16 protein-coding genes are annotated in these 14,883 nt (G+C 66.1%); 14 read left to right on the forward strand and 2 right to left on the reverse strand.

Going from position 1 to position 14,883, the window contains the following annotated elements; translation table 11 throughout:
* Positions 1-31 precede the first annotated feature (31 nt).
* From AC56LU_RS02245 to AC56LU_RS02265, 5 genes are all read left to right on the forward strand, one after another.
* Positions 32-814 carry a DNA/RNA non-specific endonuclease gene (locus tag AC56LU_RS02245; protein ID WP_497173965.1) on the forward strand — a complete coding sequence of 261 codons (783 nt, stop codon included), beginning with the start codon at positions 32-34 and terminating at the stop codon, positions 812-814.
* 25 nt (positions 815-839) lie between these two features.
* Positions 840-1,097: a hypothetical protein gene (locus AC56LU_RS02250; RefSeq protein WP_497173966.1), complete on the forward strand. Its 258-nt coding sequence runs from the start codon at positions 840-842 to the stop codon at positions 1,095-1,097.
* 134 nt (positions 1,098-1,231) lie between these two features.
* The gene (locus AC56LU_RS02255; protein WP_497173967.1) at positions 1,232-1,666 is read left to right on the forward strand and encodes a DUF2382 domain-containing protein; all 435 of its coding nucleotides are present in this window, start codon (positions 1,232-1,234) and stop codon (positions 1,664-1,666) included.
* A gap of 16 nt (positions 1,667-1,682) precedes the next feature.
* On the forward strand, positions 1,683-2,840 hold the full coding sequence (locus AC56LU_RS02260) for a YsnF/AvaK domain-containing protein (protein WP_497173968.1): 1,158 nt from the start codon (positions 1,683-1,685) through the stop codon (positions 2,838-2,840).
* Between the two features lie 229 nt (positions 2,841-3,069).
* Positions 3,070-4,719 carry a hypothetical protein gene (locus tag AC56LU_RS02265; RefSeq protein WP_497173969.1) on the forward strand — a complete coding sequence of 550 codons (1,650 nt, stop codon included), beginning with the start codon at positions 3,070-3,072 and terminating at the stop codon, positions 4,717-4,719.
* A gap of 64 nt (positions 4,720-4,783) precedes the next feature.
* Here the strand turns inward: AC56LU_RS02265 and AC56LU_RS02270 are convergent, their stop codons facing one another.
* Both AC56LU_RS02270 and AC56LU_RS02275 read right to left on the reverse strand, forming a co-directional pair.
* Positions 4,784-5,776: a sensor domain-containing diguanylate cyclase gene (locus AC56LU_RS02270; RefSeq protein WP_497173970.1), complete on the reverse strand. Its 993-nt coding sequence runs from the start codon at positions 5,774-5,776 to the stop codon at positions 4,784-4,786.
* Between the two features lie 130 nt (positions 5,777-5,906).
* The gene (locus AC56LU_RS02275; protein ID WP_497173971.1) at positions 5,907-6,869 is read right to left on the reverse strand and encodes a sensor histidine kinase; all 963 of its coding nucleotides are present in this window, start codon (positions 6,867-6,869) and stop codon (positions 5,907-5,909) included.
* A gap of 134 nt (positions 6,870-7,003) precedes the next feature.
* Here AC56LU_RS02275 and queE point away from each other — a divergent pair, with 134 nt between their 5' ends.
* The 9 genes from queE (at position 7,004) to AC56LU_RS02320 (ending at position 14,868) form a co-directional block, all read left to right on the forward strand.
* On the forward strand, positions 7,004-7,639 hold the full coding sequence (gene queE / locus AC56LU_RS02280; protein WP_497173972.1) for a 7-carboxy-7-deazaguanine synthase: 636 nt from the start codon (positions 7,004-7,006) through the stop codon (positions 7,637-7,639).
* Between the two features lie 11 nt (positions 7,640-7,650).
* The gene (queD, locus tag AC56LU_RS02285; RefSeq protein WP_497173973.1) at positions 7,651-8,097 is read left to right on the forward strand and encodes a 6-carboxytetrahydropterin synthase QueD; all 447 of its coding nucleotides are present in this window, start codon (positions 7,651-7,653) and stop codon (positions 8,095-8,097) included.
* Positions 8,090-8,590 carry a tRNA adenosine(34) deaminase TadA gene (gene tadA / locus AC56LU_RS02290; RefSeq protein ID WP_497173974.1) on the forward strand — a complete coding sequence of 167 codons (501 nt, stop codon included), beginning with the start codon at positions 8,090-8,092 and terminating at the stop codon, positions 8,588-8,590. The genes queD and tadA overlap by 8 nt, the downstream gene beginning before the upstream one ends.
* A gap of 142 nt (positions 8,591-8,732) precedes the next feature.
* Positions 8,733-9,659, forward strand: a complete 927-nt coding sequence (locus AC56LU_RS02295) for an alpha/beta fold hydrolase (RefSeq protein ID WP_497173975.1) — start codon at positions 8,733-8,735, stop codon at positions 9,657-9,659.
* Positions 9,656-10,606: a muramoyltetrapeptide carboxypeptidase gene (gene ldcA / locus AC56LU_RS02300; RefSeq protein WP_497173976.1), complete on the forward strand. Its 951-nt coding sequence runs from the start codon at positions 9,656-9,658 to the stop codon at positions 10,604-10,606. The genes AC56LU_RS02295 and ldcA overlap by 4 nt, the downstream gene beginning before the upstream one ends.
* Positions 10,607-10,745: 139 nt before the next feature.
* Positions 10,746-12,347, forward strand: a complete 1,602-nt coding sequence (locus tag AC56LU_RS02305) for an ABC-F family ATPase (protein ID WP_497173977.1) — start codon at positions 10,746-10,748, stop codon at positions 12,345-12,347.
* 159 nt (positions 12,348-12,506) lie between these two features.
* Positions 12,507-13,652 carry a quinolinate synthase NadA gene (gene nadA, locus AC56LU_RS02310; protein ID WP_497173978.1) on the forward strand — a complete coding sequence of 382 codons (1,146 nt, stop codon included), beginning with the start codon at positions 12,507-12,509 and terminating at the stop codon, positions 13,650-13,652.
* Entirely contained in the window at positions 13,649-14,548 is a 900-nt protein-coding gene (gene nadC, locus AC56LU_RS02315; RefSeq protein WP_497173979.1) for a carboxylating nicotinate-nucleotide diphosphorylase, read from the forward strand. Before nadA ends, nadC begins: the two co-directional genes overlap by 4 nt.
* Positions 14,545-14,868, forward strand: a complete 324-nt coding sequence (locus AC56LU_RS02320; protein WP_497173980.1) for a hypothetical protein — start codon at positions 14,545-14,547, stop codon at positions 14,866-14,868. The genes nadC and AC56LU_RS02320 overlap by 4 nt, the downstream gene beginning before the upstream one ends.
* The last annotated feature ends 15 nt before the right edge of the window (positions 14,869-14,883 follow it).

Here is a 14,883-nt window from a genome sequence, read left to right on the forward strand (position 1 = left end):
ATGCGTGCTATCGATGTCCCCGTCCACCGTCATGCTCCATTCCATTTTCGCCCGCGTCGCGCGCGTGTTCGCTCTTGCCGCGCTGCTGGCCGCAGGCGCGGTGCAGGCTGCCTGTCCCGACCACTATCTCGACGGCCGCGCGCCTGAAATCCGCAACCAGAAGCTGGGCACCGCCACCCGCGAACTGTGCTACCGCGAGTTCGGCGTCATGCATTCGGGCGTGACCCGTACCGCACTGTGGTCGGCCGAACACCTGGCGCCTGACCAGCTCGCCGCCGCCGAAGGACTGGACCGCGACAATGCCTTCCATCCCGAATCGCGCCTGCCGCGCGGGCAGCGGGCCGAACTGTCCGATTATGCGCGTAGCGGCTTCGACCGCGGCCACCTGGCGCCGAACGGCGACATGCCGGACCGGCGCGCTCAGCGCGAAAGTTTTTCACTCGCAAACATGGTGCCGCAGGATAGCGAGCACAACCGCCACATCTGGGCCCCGATCGAAGGCGCGGTCCGCAAGATGGCCAAGCGCGAAGGATCCCTGTACGTGATCACGGGCCCGGCCTTCCTCGGCAGCAGCCTGCGCAAGGTCGGCAACGTGATCGTGCCGAGCCACCTGTACAAGGTGGTGTACAGCCCGCGCCAGAAGGCCGCCGCCGCGTGGTTCGTCGAGAACCGCGGCGACGCGCCGATCCACGTGATTCCGGTCGCCGAGCTCGAACGCATCGTCGGCATCGAACTACTGCCTTCGCTCACGGGGCGGCAGAAGGAACGCATGCTTGCATTGCCGAAGATCCGGCAACGGAAGTCACGCAACTGACCGCATCGCCAGAGAGGAGCACACCATGCCAGCGAAGAAACCGTTCAAGCCCTTTGCCAACGAGGCCGACGTCCTCGAGATCGGCAACATGATGCTGGAAAACCGGCTCGACCGCGTCACCCTGTCGGGCGACATCGACCTGACCGCCGACCAGGCGGGACTGGCGGCCGCGCGCCGCCTGCATGAAGCGCTGGGTGTGGTGCTCGCCGCATTGGAGGCGCGCGACCTGCCCGAGCGGCTCCCGCCGCCCGCCGTCAGGCAGGTCGACAATCCCTTCGCCTGAGCCTTCGCCCCGGTTCGCCGCGGGCAACCGCCGGCAGCAGCGCGCTCATCATTCCAGGAGTCAAGGGTGTGCATGCCTCGCCGTGAATCGGGTACTCTCGTTTGCTCTGAAACAGCGACGCGAGGATGCCTCCGATGCCAAGCAAACTCTCCGACAACAAGCAACAGGAAGGGCTGCGCATTCCCTTGCTCGAAGAGCAGTTGGCGGTCGGCACCCGCGTCGTGGAAACCGGGCGCGGCGTACGCATCCACAAGACGGTCTCGGAACAGCCGGTCACGATCGACGAGCGCCTCTCGCGCGACGAGGTGAACGTCCGGCATGTCCCCATCGACCGTATCGTCGCGCTGGAAGAGGCACCAGCAACCCGCTACGAAGGCGACACCCTGGTGGTGCCGGTTCTCGAGGAAGTGCTGGTGGTCGAACGCCGCCTGCGCATCAAGGAAGAACTGCACATCACCCGCACCCGGCACGAGGAGCACTACCACGACACCGTTCCGCTCAAGGCCGAGCGGATCGAGGTAGAGCGCTTCGACGAGGCCGGATCGTCGCCCGAACCCGATACCCAATGATGATGGAGGAATGACCATGCAACATACTTTGGTAGCCGTATTCGACAACAACGCCGACGCTCAGAGCGCCATGGATGAACTGCTCGCTTCGGGCTTCTCGCGCAGCGATGTGCGCATGTCCAGCGGCAGCTCGGCAAGCGGCCTCTCCGGCAGCTCCGCTTCCACCACCACGACCACCACCAGGACCGACACCGACACCGGGATCGGCACCAGCATCAAGAATTTCTTCAGCGACCTGTTCAACGACGACGACGACGCCCGCCGCGTCAACCGTTACGAAGGCGCCGTTTCGGGCGGCAAGTGCGTGGTGACCCTGACTGCCGATTCGCTGCCGGAAGTCGAGCGCGCCGCCGACATCGTCGAGCGCTTCGGCCCGATCGACATCGACGAGCATTCGGACGCCACCGGCATGTCCGCGGGCGCCATGAACTTGAACAGCGGAGTCCAGAAGTCGGCCCCGTTGTCTGCCCAGTCCGCCAACCTGCAGGGCAGCACCGCGCGCACCGACTCGCTGCAGCGCGACACGGCAACCCAGCCTGACGCGGCCCGATCCATTCCGGTGGTCGAAGAACAGCTCAAGGTCGGCAAGCGCGAAGTCCAGCGCGGCGGCGTGCGCATCTTCTCGCGCATCGTCGAGACCCCGGTCAACGAGAGCGTCAGCCTGCGCGAAGAGCATGTGGACGTGCAGCGCCGTACCGTCGACCAGCCGATCAACCCGGCCGACGCCACCGCGTTCAAGGAGCAGACCATCGAGATGCGCGAGACCTCCGAGGAAGCCGTGGTGCAGAAATCCGCCCGCGTCGTCGAAGAGGTGACCGTCGGCAAGCAGGTCAGCCAGCGCCAGGAACAGATCCAGGACACCGTGCGCCACACCGAGGTCGACGTCGAGCGCCTGGGCGGCAGGGACGACGACAGCTACTACCGCAACCACTACCAGAGCAATTTCGCCTCGAGCGGCGCGGCCTATGACGACTACGCCCCGGCCTACACCTACGGTTCGCAGATGCGCAGCCAGTATGCCGGCCGCCAGTGGGACGACGTCGAAACCGACCTGCGCACCAACTGGGAATCGCGCAGCGCCGGCGGCGCCTCGACCTGGGAGAAGATGAAGGCCGCGGTGCGTCATGGCTGGGATCGCATGACCGACGACGACAGCAGCAAGCGCGGCTACTGATTCCTGTCCTGCTCATCCGCTCCGGCGGACCAAAAAACGGCGCTGCGGCGCCGTTTTACATTGCCGTTTGTGTGTCTGCGCACGGTCGGCTTCACCCGACGGTATCCGATGGACGCGCCTGCCGCACCGGTCCGGCAGGCGCGCGCGCACCCATCCGCAAATGGAGTACGCTCGACACACTAGCCTGACGGCCACGAGGCCTTTGATTCACCATTACGGAGGAACGACCATGCAACATACGCTTGTAGCCGTGTTCGACAACCACACCGATGCGCAGAACGCGATGAACGAACTCCTGTCGTCGAACTTTTCCCGTCAGGACGTGCGCCTGTCCAATGGCGACCCGACCGGCATGACCGACAGCGTGAGCGGCGCCAGTGCCGCCACGACCGCCCGCACGACCGATTCCGACGACGGCCCAGGCATCGGCGCCAGCATCAAGCACTTCTTCAGCGACCTGTTCGGCTCCGATGACAGCGAGTACGCCAGCCGCTACGAGGGCGCGGTAACCCGTGGCCACCACGTCCTGACCCTCACCGCCGATTCGCTGCCGGAAGTCGAGCGCGCGGCCGACATCATCGAGCGCTACGGCCCGACCGACATCGACGAACAGGCATCGGGCACGGGAGCAATGCACGCTGGCGCTGCCGAATCGATGCGCATGAGCGGCGCCGGCGGCATGCAACAGAACGGCGGCATGTCGATGCAGTCCAGCGGCGGCGTCAACCAGCAGCTCGAGAACGCGGGCGACCGCAAGCTGTTCGCCCAGCAGTCGCTGAACCAGGCCGAGCCGATGGGGCAAACCTACCAGGAACCGATGGGCAAGAGCGGCCTGAGCGCCACCGGCGGCACCTCGCTCCAGGGTTCGACCCTGCAGGAAAACAATGTGCAGGGTTCCGCGCTCGACGGCACCCAGAACAGCGGCTCGCTCGGATCGCAGCAGTTCGACACTGGATACCAGTCGGCGACCAGCAGTGCGGCGCTGCGCGAAGCCCAGCGCGGCCGCTCGCGTATCTACTCACGGATGGGCGAGACCGGCGCGACGTCGGGCACCATGGCGGGCGCGATGTCCGGCAAGCTCGACGACGACGGCTATTACCGCAAGCACTACGACAGCACCTACGGCATGAACGGCACCGGCGCCGAATCGTACGACGACTACGCGCCGGCCTACAGCTACGGCTCCGAGATGGCGCGCAGCAGCAAGTACAGCGGCCGCCGGTGGGACCAGGTCGAGCACGACCTGCGCAGCGACTGGGACACCCGCGGCAGCGGCGGCCCCTCGACCTGGGAAAAGATGAAGGCCGCCGTGCGTCATGGCTGGGACCGCATGACCCTGGACGACGACGACGACAGCTACTACCGCAGCCACTACGACAGCAACATGAGCAGCACCGGCGTCGACTACGACAGCGCCAAGCCGGCCTACTCGTATGGTTCCGAGATGCGCAAGAGCGAGCTCTACCGTAACCGTCCCTGGGACGACATCGAGGGCGACATGCGCAAGGGCTGGGATTCGCGCATCAGCACCGCGACCCATGGCGACACCTCCGCCGGCGCCTGGGACCGCATGAAGGCCGCCGTCCGCCACGGCTGGGACCGCGTGACGGACGACGATGACGACGACCGCGAGTACCGCAGCCACTGGAACGCCACCTACAGCAGCGCGACCGACGCCGGCAGCTACGATGACTACAAGCCTGCCTATTCCTACGGCTCGTCGATGGCCCGGGATCCGAAATACCGCGGCCGCCAGTGGGGCGAGGTCGAGAACGACCTGCGCACCGACTGGGATACCCGCTACGGCAGCGACGGGCAGTCGACCTGGGAGAAAATGAAGTCGGCAGTGCGCCACGGTTGGGACCGGATGACCTCGTAATGCCGTTCCGGCTTTACTAGCGCAGTCCGAATCGGCGCCCTGGCGGGCGCCGATTTGTTTCAGGCTAGGCCGCTTCGCTCAGGGGCAGGCTGATACGGTTGCGGCCCAGATGCTTGGCGCGGTACAGCGCGGCGTCGGCGGTGGCGACCAGCTGGCTCGCATTGGTGTCCGGTCCCGCGACCGCGGTGGCGGCGCCGATCGACACCGTCACGTGACGGGTGGGCGCGCTCGACGGCAACTGGAGCTGTTCGACCCGGCAGCGGATGCGTTCGGCGACGATGGCCGCGCCCTTGAGCGACTGGTTCGGCAGGATCACCGCGAATTCCTCGCCGCCGTAGCGCGCCACCAGGTCGTTGGCGCGCATCTCGCTCGCGACCGCCCGCGCGATCCGTTTCAGGCATTCGTCGCCGCCCAGATGGCCGTTGGCGTCGTTGTAGGCCTTGAAGTTGTCGACGTCGACCATCAGCAGCGACAGCGGCTGCGACTGACGCAGGGCGCGCGCCCACTCGGCGTGCAGGGTGTCGTCGAAGCAGCGGCGGTTGGCCAGGCCAGTCAGCCCGTCGCGGGTGGCCAGTTGTTCCAGGGCGACCTGGGCCATCTTTTCGTCGGTCAGGTCGCGCAAGGTCTCGACCACGGCCGCCAGCTCGCCGTCGGCGCCGAAGATCGGGCTGGCATCGGCCGCCAGGTAGCGGCGGCGGCCGGCGCGCGGCATGTCGAACCAGCTTTCGATGCACAGGCTCGACGGCGATCCTTCCGGGGCGCAGCGCGGCAGGATGCGCCGCACGTCGTCGGTACGGTCCTGCAGCACCAGGTCGGCCAGGGTAGGGCGGCGCTGCTCGTAGAAGCTGCGCCAATGGTCGCTCGTGCCCAAGACCTCGTGGGCCGGCACGCCGGTGAGGTTCTCGCAGGCACGGTTCCAGATCATCACCCGGGCATCGGTGTCGAGCACGAAGACCGGGATCGACAGGGAGGCCACCAGCTGTCCGACGAATGCCCCGTCCTTCACGATTGCGGCGGGGGCAGGTGTGCTGGCGCTGGCGCTGTGTGGGCTGATCATGGTCGTCCTCTACGGTTCCGGTGCGGCAGCCGGATTGACTGCCAACAGGAAACGATTTTGCTACCGCGCAGGGACCAACCTATTGATTTTCAGCAAGTCTGCGTCTTCGGCGCGCAGTCCGCACGTCGATTCACGCGAGGGCCGGTGTCCGGGCCCGGGGAAGGGTGGCGCGCACCACCGTCCCGCCGCGGCGCCCCGGCAACACCGTCAGGCTCCCGCCGAAGGCTTCGGCACGCTCGCGCATTCCTTCAATGCCGCAGCCGCGCCCGTCCAGGTGGTCCAGTGCCGCCGGGCCGATGCCGTCGTCCTCGATCTTCAGCACCGCGTCCCCGGCCGATTCGACCAGGGTGACGCTGACCAGGGTAGCCTGGGCATGACGGGCGACGTTCGACAGCGATTCCTGCAGCACCCGGAACAGCACCGTCTCCAGTTCCGGGTCGCGCCTCTCATCATCAATGCCCTCCTTGCCGGCGTCGAAACGGTAGTCCAGTCCGTGCAGACGGGAGAAGTCGGCCAGATGCCGTTCGGCGGCCTGGCGCAGGCTCAGGCCCTTGGCAAGCGGACGCAATCCGGCGACGATCGCGCGCACCGAACGGATCGTGGCGTCGAGGTTGGCGATCGCGGTGCTCAGCTTGTCGTGCACGGCGGGGGAGGTGCCCCGCACCGCGGCCTGTTGCAGTGCCAGTTCCACCCGCAGCGACAGCAGGCGGTGGCCGAGCTCGTCGTGCAGGTCACGCGCGATCCGGGCACGTTCGGCTTCACGCACGCTTTCCTGCTGGCGCACCAGCCGGAACAGCACCTCATGGCTGCCTGCCAGCGCATTCTCGACGTCGGCGTGGGCGCCGCGTTCGGCCTCGAGTAGGTGTTCGAGCGCAAGCGTGCGCTCCTGGGCAGCCTGGAAACGGCGCTCCAGCAGCAGGGCCAGGGCAATCGCGGCCATCGTCACCATCGCCGCCACCATCATTTCCGGCGGGGCGTTGCGCAGCGACAAGGGCATCAGCATGGCAGCCTGGGCCGGTGCGCTGGCAGCCAGCAGCGCACACACCACGGTAAATGCTGAAATTCGAACTAGGAATAATGTCGGGTTGTTCATGGCATCCTTCTGACTCGCATTCGGAAGATTCCGTATGAAGGTACACCTGAGTCCTACAAGCAATATTGCTCATCCTCAATGCATGACCCCGAGCCGGCGGCGGGTTATAATGGAAGGTTGACGAGAGGCTTACCGTGACTTACAGCATCAAAGAGATCTTCTATACCCTGCAGGGCGAAGGCGCCCATGCGGGGCGCCCGGCCGTGTTTTGCCGTTTTTCGGGGTGCAACCTGTGGACTGGCCGCGAACTCGACCGCGCCAGCGCGGTCTGCACCTTCTGCGATACCGATTTCGTCGGCACCGACGGCGAACGCGGCGGCAAGTTCCGCGAACCAGGCCTGCTTGCGGCAGAGATCGACGGCCTGTGGCCGTCCACCCACAGCGCCGGTAAATATGTGGTCTTCACCGGCGGCGAACCCCTGCTGCAGCTGGACCGCCCGCTGATCGACGCGATGCACGCGCGCGGCTTCACCATCGCCATCGAGACCAACGGCACGCTGCCGGTGCCGGAAGGCGTGGACTGGGTGTGCGTCAGCCCCAAGATGGGCGCCGAGCTGGTGGTGGCGAAGGGCAACGAGATCAAGGTGGTGATCCCGCAGGCCGGCCAGGACTTGTCCGCCTACGAACACCTCGACTTCGAGAATTTCTATGTCCAGCCGATGGACGGCCCGCTCGCCGCGCACAACACCCGCCTGGCGATCGAGACCTGCCGCAGCAACCCCAAGTGGAAGCTGAGCATCCAGACCCACAAACTGCTCCAAATCCCCTGATTGATTCAAGTATGCTGACCATTACCCGCAAGCTGGAATTCGATGCCGGCCATCGTATTCCCGACCACAAGAGCCAGTGCCGCAACCTGCACGGCCACCGTTACACCCTCGAGATCACCCTGACCGGCGAAGTCATCGATGTTGAAGGAAATTCCGACAACGGCATGATCATGGATTTTTCCGACATCAAGACGCTGGCCAAGCAGCACCTGGTCGACGTGTGGGACCATGCTTTTCTAGTGTACGAAAAAGACGACAAAGTGCGCGAATTCCTCGCCTCGCTGCCGGGCCACAAGACCGTGGTCATCGACTGCATCCCGACGGTGGAAAACCTGGCGCGCGTCGCCTTCAAGCTCCTGAAAACCGTCTTCACCGACCGTTATGGAACCGGCCTGCGCCTCCAGAAGCTGGTGCTGCACGAAACCCCGAACTGCTGGGCCGAAGTGACGAATGACTGAGTTGCCGCTGCCCGAGCCTGGCGCCGCCCGGTACATGCAGCTGGCCCTGGAACAGGCCAGGCTGGCCTGGGCCGAGGGCGAGGTGCCGGTGGGCGCGGTCGTGGTCAAGGACGGCGAAGTGATCGCCACCGGCTACAACCAGCCGATCGGGCGCCACGACCCTACCGCGCATGCCGAGATCGTCGCGCTGCGCGCCGCGGCCGAAAAACTGGGCAACTACCGCCTGCCGGGCTGCGAACTGTATGTCACCCTGGAGCCCTGCATCATGTGCTCGGGCGCCATGATGCATGCCCGTCTGGCGCGCGTGGTCTACGCGGCGCGCGATCCGAAGACCGGCGCCTGCGGTTCGGTCGTGAACCTGTTTGAGCAGGAAATGCTCAATCACCATACCGACGTGGCGGGCGGCGTCATGGCCGAGGAGTCGAGCAGCCTGCTCAGGGCCTTCTTTGCCGAGCGGCGCGCCGCGTCCCGCAAGCTGCCGGCGGCCGGTTAGGCGCGTAAGAGGATTCGTACGTCGGCACGCGCGCCCCGGCCGTGTCGAAAGTGCTATGCTGGCCGCATGCCGCTCGACCAGCGAGCCAACCCTGTAGCTGACACAAGCGCCACGCTGCTCCCCGCACAGCCGACATCTTGCCATGCCCACGCTGAACGCCAACGGAATCCGCATCGCCTTCGACACCGCGGGCGACCCCAAGGCCCCACCGCTGCTGCTGGTGCACGGCCTGGGCATGCAGCTGACCGCCTGGCCCGACGAATTCGTCGAAGGCCTGGTCGAGCTCGGGTTCTACGTGATCCGCTTCGACAACCGCGATTGTGGCCTGTCCACCAAATTCGACCAGGCCGGGGTACCCCACCTGGGCTTGGCATGGATCAAATCCAGACTCGGCTGGCCGCTGCGCGCCGCCTACCGGCTCGACGACATGGCAGAAGACGCCATCGGCGTGCTGTCGGCCCTCGGCGTGGCGCGCGCCCACGTGGTCGGGGTATCGATGGGCGGCATGATCGCCCAGCTGTTGGCCGCCCGTTACCCGCAGCGGATCCTCAGCCTGACCTCGATCATGTCGAGCAGCTGCCGGCGCGGCCTTCCCGGCCCCGAGAAGAAGCTGGGCAAGCTGCTGGCCCGGCGCCTGCCCGGCGCGTCCGACATCGACGGCATCATCGACCATGGCGTCACGCTGCTGCAGGCGATCGGCAGCCCGTCCTACCCGACCCCGGAGAAAGTGCTGCGCAAGCGTGTCGCGCGCTCGGTGCGCCGCAGCTATTGCCCGGGCGGGGCGGCGCGGCAAATGATGGCGATCGCCGCCTCCGGCGACCGGTGCGCGCAGCTGTCCACCATCACCGCGCCCTCGCTGGTGATTCACGGCGCCGCCGATCCGCTGGTGCCGTCCGCCTGCGGCGAAGACACCGCCAGCCGGATCCCCGGCGCCCGCCTCGAGATCATCGAGGGCATGGGGCACGACCTCCCGCCGCAGCTGGTCGAGCGGCTGCTCGCCTTGATCGACGCCCACGCCAGGGGTAAGATGTTGCCAGACTCAACACCCAAGCTCTTCGTCAAACAGTGATCACCCAACAAATCGGCATCGCCATCGTGGCCCCGGCCGGCCAGGCGCTCGACCCCTGCGCGGTCGACCGCGGCATCGCCCGCCTCGAAGACCAGGGCTGCCTGGTCCACAACTACTACGACCACAACAGCATCCACGAGCGTTTCGGCGGCACCGAGGCCGGCCGCCTGGCCCAGCTGCAGGCGGCGGTGCAGGATCCCGACGTGCAGCTCATCATGGCCCTGCGCGGCGGTTACGGCACCACCCGCCTGTTGCCGCACATCGATTTCGAAGCGATCGCCGCCAGCGGCAAGCTGGTCGTGGGATTTTCCGACGTCACGGCCATCCACATGGGCCTGATGGCCAAGACCGGCGCGCTCAGCTATGCCGGACCGATGATCGCCGGCGATTTCGGCGCCCGCGAGCCGGAGCAATTCACGCTCGACGACTTCTGGCAATGCCTGCGCGGCCCGACCCATACCATCCATGAGTGCGTCGAAGGCAACCCCTGCATCCAGGAAGAGGGCAGGGTCTGGGGCGGCAACCTGGCGATGATCGTGTCGTTGCTGGGCACGCCTTACTTCCCCGCGGTCGCGCTGATCGATGGCGGCATCCTGTATCTCGAAGACATCGGCGAGCACCCGTACCGGGTCGAACGCATGCTGCTGCAGCTGCACCAGGCCGGCGTGCTCGAACGCCAGCGTGCCGTGGTGCTGGGTGATTTCTCAGGCTACAAGCTCGGCGCCAACGACAACGGCTACGATTTCGACCCCATGCTGGCCCACCTGCGCGCCACCTTGCCGGTTCCGATCCTGCATGGCCTGAGCTTCGGCCACATCCCGCGCCGGGTAACCATTCCCTTCGGCGCCCAGGGCCAGCTGGCTTCAACGGCGGACGGCTTCAGCCTGAGCCTCTCCGACTACCCGACGCTGCGCCTGGCGGTCCAGGAAGCGCGGCGCTGCGGCTGAAGCTGCCACGGACCGACCGGCGCCGTCGCTGCGGTGCCATTGCCGACATCGAGCCTGGTCTCGCCCTGTCGACCCTGCGATGGTAGAATCGCGGGTTATCCGGCAACACCGTTGCTAACTCGCTTCTAAAGGTTTCCTAGTGCTATCCACTGCCAATATCACGATGCAATTCGGCGCCAAGCCGCTATTCGAGAACATCTCCGTCAAGTTCGGTGACGGCAACCGTTACGGCCTGATCGGCGCGAACGGCTGCGGCAAGTCGACCTTCATGAAGATCCTTGGCGGCGACCTGGAGCCGTCGGCCGGCAACGTCAGCCTCGACCCGGGCGAGCGTCTGGGTAAACTTCGCCAGGACCAGTTCGCCTACGAAGACGTGCGCGTGCTCGACGTCGTCATGATGGGCCACACCGAGCTGTGGAACGCCATCTCCGAGCGCGACGCCGTCTATGCGAACCCGGACGCGACCGACGAAGACTACATGCGCGCCGCCGACCTGGAAGGCAAGGTCGCTGAATACGACGGCTACTCGGCCGAAGCGCGTGCCGGCGAGCTGCTGCTCGGCCTGGACATCGCGGGCGAGCTGCACCAGGGCCCGATGAGTGCCGTGGCGCCCGGCTGGAAGCTGCGCGTGCTGCTGGCCCAGGCGCTGTTCTCGAACCCGGACATCCTGCTGCTCGACGAACCGACCAACAACCTGGACATCAACACGATCCGCTGGCTGGAAGACATCCTCAACCAGCGCAACTCGACGATGATCATCATCTCGCACGATCGTCACTTCCTGAACCAGGTCTGCACCCACGTGGCCGACATGGACTACGGCACCCTGAAGGTGTATCCGGGCAATTACGACGAGTACATGCTGGCCTCGACCCAGGCGCGTAACCAGCAGCTGGCGAACAACGCCAAGGCCAAGGAAAAGGTCGCGGAACTGCAGGACTTCGTGCGTCGCTTCTCGGCCAACAAGTCCAAGGCGCGCCAGGCGACGTCGCGCGCCAAGCAGATCGACAAGATCAAGATCGAGGAATTCAAGCCATCCTCGCGCGCCTACCCGTTCGTGCGCTTCGAAGGCGAGAAGAAGCTGCACCGCCTGGCGGTGGAGACCGAGGGCCTCACCAAGGCCTATGACCGCCAGCTGTTCAAGAACTTCTCGATCATGGTCGAGGCGGGCGAGCGTGTCGCCATCATCGGCGCCAACGGCGCCGGCAAGACCACGCTGCTGCGCTGCATCGGCAGCCAGGACATCACCGGCCTGTCCGCCGACCACGGCCGCGTGAAGTGGGCCGAGAATGCGAACGTCGGCTACATGCCCCAGGATCCGACCGAAGAATTCGCCAGCGGCGAGAACCTGACCGACTGGATGAGCCGCTGGACCCAGGAAGGCGACGACGACCAGGCCGTGCGTTCGATCCTGGGCCGCCTGCTGTTCGGCGGCGACGAGGTGAAGAAATCGGTGAAAGTGCTGTCCGGCGGCGAGAAGGGCCGCATGATGTACGGCAAGTTGATGCTGGGCCGTCACAACGTGATGCTGCTCGACGAGCCGACCAACCACATGGACATGGAGTCGATCGAGGCGCTCAACATCGCGCTCGACAAATACGCAGGCACCCTGATCTTCGTGTCGCACGACCGCGAGTTCGTGTCTTCGCTGGCGACCCGTGTGCTCGAGATCCGCGAAAACGAGATCATCGACTTCCGCGGCAACTACGAAGAGTACCTGACCAGCCAGGGTATCGATTGATTTTGCAGGGTTGGCGGCTTGTGATCCGGGCCACTGGCCCGGATCACCCCACCCGTTCAATTCATGTTTGCCGTCCCGCTCCGTGGCTTTCAACCGTATGTTGAACGCGTGGGCGGGAGACCCGCCCACCCTACGACAACCTGTGAGAGCACATTTCGCATGATTACCGTACCCATCAAGACCTACGAGTACGACCGCCCGCAATCCGGCCTGGCCTGCACCGCCGAGGCCTGGGCCCGCACCCCGGCCACGCCCACGGCCGCCGAGAAAGCGGAGCTGAAAGAACGCATCAAACGCCTGCTGAAAGAGCGCAATGCCGTGCTGGTCGCCCACTACTACGTGGACGCCGACCTGCAGGACCTGGCCGAGGAGACCGGCGGCTGCGTGTCGGATTCGCTGGAGATGGCGCGTTTCGGGCGCGATCACCCGGCCCAGACCCTGGTGGTGGCGGGGGTGCGCTTCATGGGCGAATCGGCCAAGATCCTGAGTCCGGAAAAGACCATCCTGATGCCGGACCTGGACGCGACCTGCTCGCTCGACCTGGGCTGCCCGGCCGACGAATTCGCGGCCTTCTGCGACCAGCATCCGGACCGCACCGTGGTGGTGTACGCCAATACCAGCGCCGCCGTGAAGGCGCGCGCCGACTGGATGGTGACCTCGTCGATCGGCCTGGACATCGTCAAGCACCTGCACGAGCAGGGCAAGAAGATCCTGTGGGCGCCGGACCGTCACCTGGGCGCCTACATTCAGAAACAGACCGGCGCCGACATGCTGCTGTGGCAGGGCTCCTGCCTGGTGCACGACGAATTCAAGGGCGTCGAACTCGACCTGTTGAAGGCCGAGCACCCGGATGCGAAAGTGCTGGTGCACCCGGAGTCGCCCGCCGCCGTGGTGGCCCAGGCCGACGTGGTCGGCTCGACCACCCAGCTGATCAACGCCGCCGTCAGCCTGCCGGCGACCACCTTCATCGTCGCCACCGACAACGGCATCCTGCACAAGATGCGCGCGGCTGCCCCGGGCAAGCATTTCATCGAAGCGCCGACCGCCGGCAACAGCGCCACCTGCAAGAGCTGCGCGCACTGCCCGTGGATGGCGATGAACGGCCTGAAGAACCTGGCCGAGGTCCTGGAGGCCGGCGCGGGAGCGAGCAAGAACGAGGTCCACGTCGATCCGGAAATCGGCCGCCAGGCCAAGCGCGCGATCGACCGCATGCTCGATTTCGCCGCCGCCAGGAAGGCCCAAGCCCTGCCGAGCGGTGCGCTCGAGCAGAACGCGACACTGTTCAACGGAGTAGGCCCGGCATGACGACCCTGCGCAATCCTTTCATTTCGGACGGCCAGTTCGACGAAAAACTGCAATCGAGCTTTGAAGCCAACATCCTGGCCGCGCTGCTGGAAGACGTCGGCACCGGCGACCTGACCGGCATGCTGGTGCCAGTCGAACCCCGGGTGCGGGCCCGCGTCATCGTGCGCGAAGCGGCGGTGCTGTGCGGCGCGCCCTGGTTCGAGGGCGTGATGCTGGCGGTCGACCAGGACATCGAGATCGACTGGCAATACGCCGAAGGTGACCTGATGGCGAAAGACTCGACCGTCTGCACCATCGAAGGCTGCCCGCGTTCGTTGCTGACGGCAGAACGCGCGGCGCTGAACTTCATGCAGCTGCTCTCGGGCGTGGCAAGCGCCACGCGCAAGTACGTGGACGTCATCGCCGGCACCAAGGCGGCGATCCTCGACACCCGCAAGACCCTGCCGGGCCTGCGCCTGGCGCAAAAGTACGCGGTACGGGTCGGCGGCGGCAAGAACCAGCGCATGGCCCTGTACGACGGCATCCTGATCAAGGAAAACCACATCGCGGCCGCCGGCGGCGTGACCAGGGCCCTGCTGGCCGCCGACGCCTTGAATTCGGGCGCGCCGGTGCAGATCGAGGTGGAGACCATCGCCCAGCTCGAGGAAGCGCTGCTCGCGGGCGTGAAGTCGGTCCTGCTGGACAACTTCGATCTGGCGATGATGCGTGAGGCCGTGCGCGTGAACGCCGGCCGCGCGCTGCTGGAAGCCTCGGGCGGCATCAACATGGACACGGTGCGGGCCATTGCCGAGACCGGGGTCGACCGCATCTCGATCGGCAGCCTGACCAAGGACGTGCGCGCGACCGACTATTCCCTGCGCATTGTAACGGCGGTCGGCACGGTGGAGGCGGCATGATGGACTGGAGCAGACTGCGCCTTTCGACCGGCGCGCGGGCCCTGTGGCTGGCCTTCGGGCTGCTGCTCGGGCTGCCGACGCTGGCGAACGGCTTGAATACCAACAACACGGCCGACTTGTGCTTCGGTATCGGCATGGTGCTGGTCGGGGTCCGCGGCTTCCTGCGGCCAGTCATGTTCGGCAAAGCCGTACGCATGGAGATGGATCCGCGCACGGCGCAGGTCTCGATCGGCTCGCCGATGCTGCACGGCGGCCTGTCGCTGGTGATCTTCGTGACGCTCGTCGCGGGGATCGTGATCAAGTACGTCCTCAAGGGCTAGTACGCTTGGCCTGGC

The organism is Telluria sp. PB2R4 (assembly GCF_059685695.1).

What these genes read in the sequence shown, in the direction of transcription:
- AC56LU_RS02265 (WP_497173969.1), top strand. Translation starts at nt 3,070, where the DNA reads ATGCAACATACGCTTGTAGCCGTGTTCGACAACCACACCGATGCGCAG.
- AC56LU_RS02275 (WP_497173971.1), bottom strand. Translation starts at nt 6,869, where the DNA reads ATGAACAACCCGACATTATTCCTAGTTCGAATTTCAGCATTTACCGTG.
- AC56LU_RS02320 (WP_497173980.1), top strand. Translation starts at nt 14,545, where the DNA reads ATGATGGACTGGAGCAGACTGCGCCTTTCGACCGGCGCGCGGGCCCTG.
- AC56LU_RS02295 (WP_497173975.1), top strand. Translation starts at nt 8,733, where the DNA reads ATGCCCACGCTGAACGCCAACGGAATCCGCATCGCCTTCGACACCGCG.
- AC56LU_RS02270 (WP_497173970.1), bottom strand. Translation starts at nt 5,776, where the DNA reads ATGATCAGCCCACACAGCGCCAGCGCCAGCACACCTGCCCCCGCCGCA.
- nadC (WP_497173979.1), top strand. Translation starts at nt 13,649, where the DNA reads ATGACGACCCTGCGCAATCCTTTCATTTCGGACGGCCAGTTCGACGAA.
- tadA (WP_497173974.1), top strand. Translation starts at nt 8,090, where the DNA reads ATGACTGAGTTGCCGCTGCCCGAGCCTGGCGCCGCCCGGTACATGCAG.
- AC56LU_RS02255 (WP_497173967.1), top strand. Translation starts at nt 1,232, where the DNA reads ATGCCAAGCAAACTCTCCGACAACAAGCAACAGGAAGGGCTGCGCATT.
- AC56LU_RS02250 (WP_497173966.1), top strand. Translation starts at nt 840, where the DNA reads ATGCCAGCGAAGAAACCGTTCAAGCCCTTTGCCAACGAGGCCGACGTC.
- queD (WP_497173973.1), top strand. Translation starts at nt 7,651, where the DNA reads ATGCTGACCATTACCCGCAAGCTGGAATTCGATGCCGGCCATCGTATT.
- AC56LU_RS02245 (WP_497173965.1), top strand. Translation starts at nt 32, where the DNA reads ATGCTCCATTCCATTTTCGCCCGCGTCGCGCGCGTGTTCGCTCTTGCC.
- AC56LU_RS02260 (WP_497173968.1), top strand. Translation starts at nt 1,683, where the DNA reads ATGCAACATACTTTGGTAGCCGTATTCGACAACAACGCCGACGCTCAG.
- nadA (WP_497173978.1), top strand. Translation starts at nt 12,507, where the DNA reads ATGATTACCGTACCCATCAAGACCTACGAGTACGACCGCCCGCAATCC.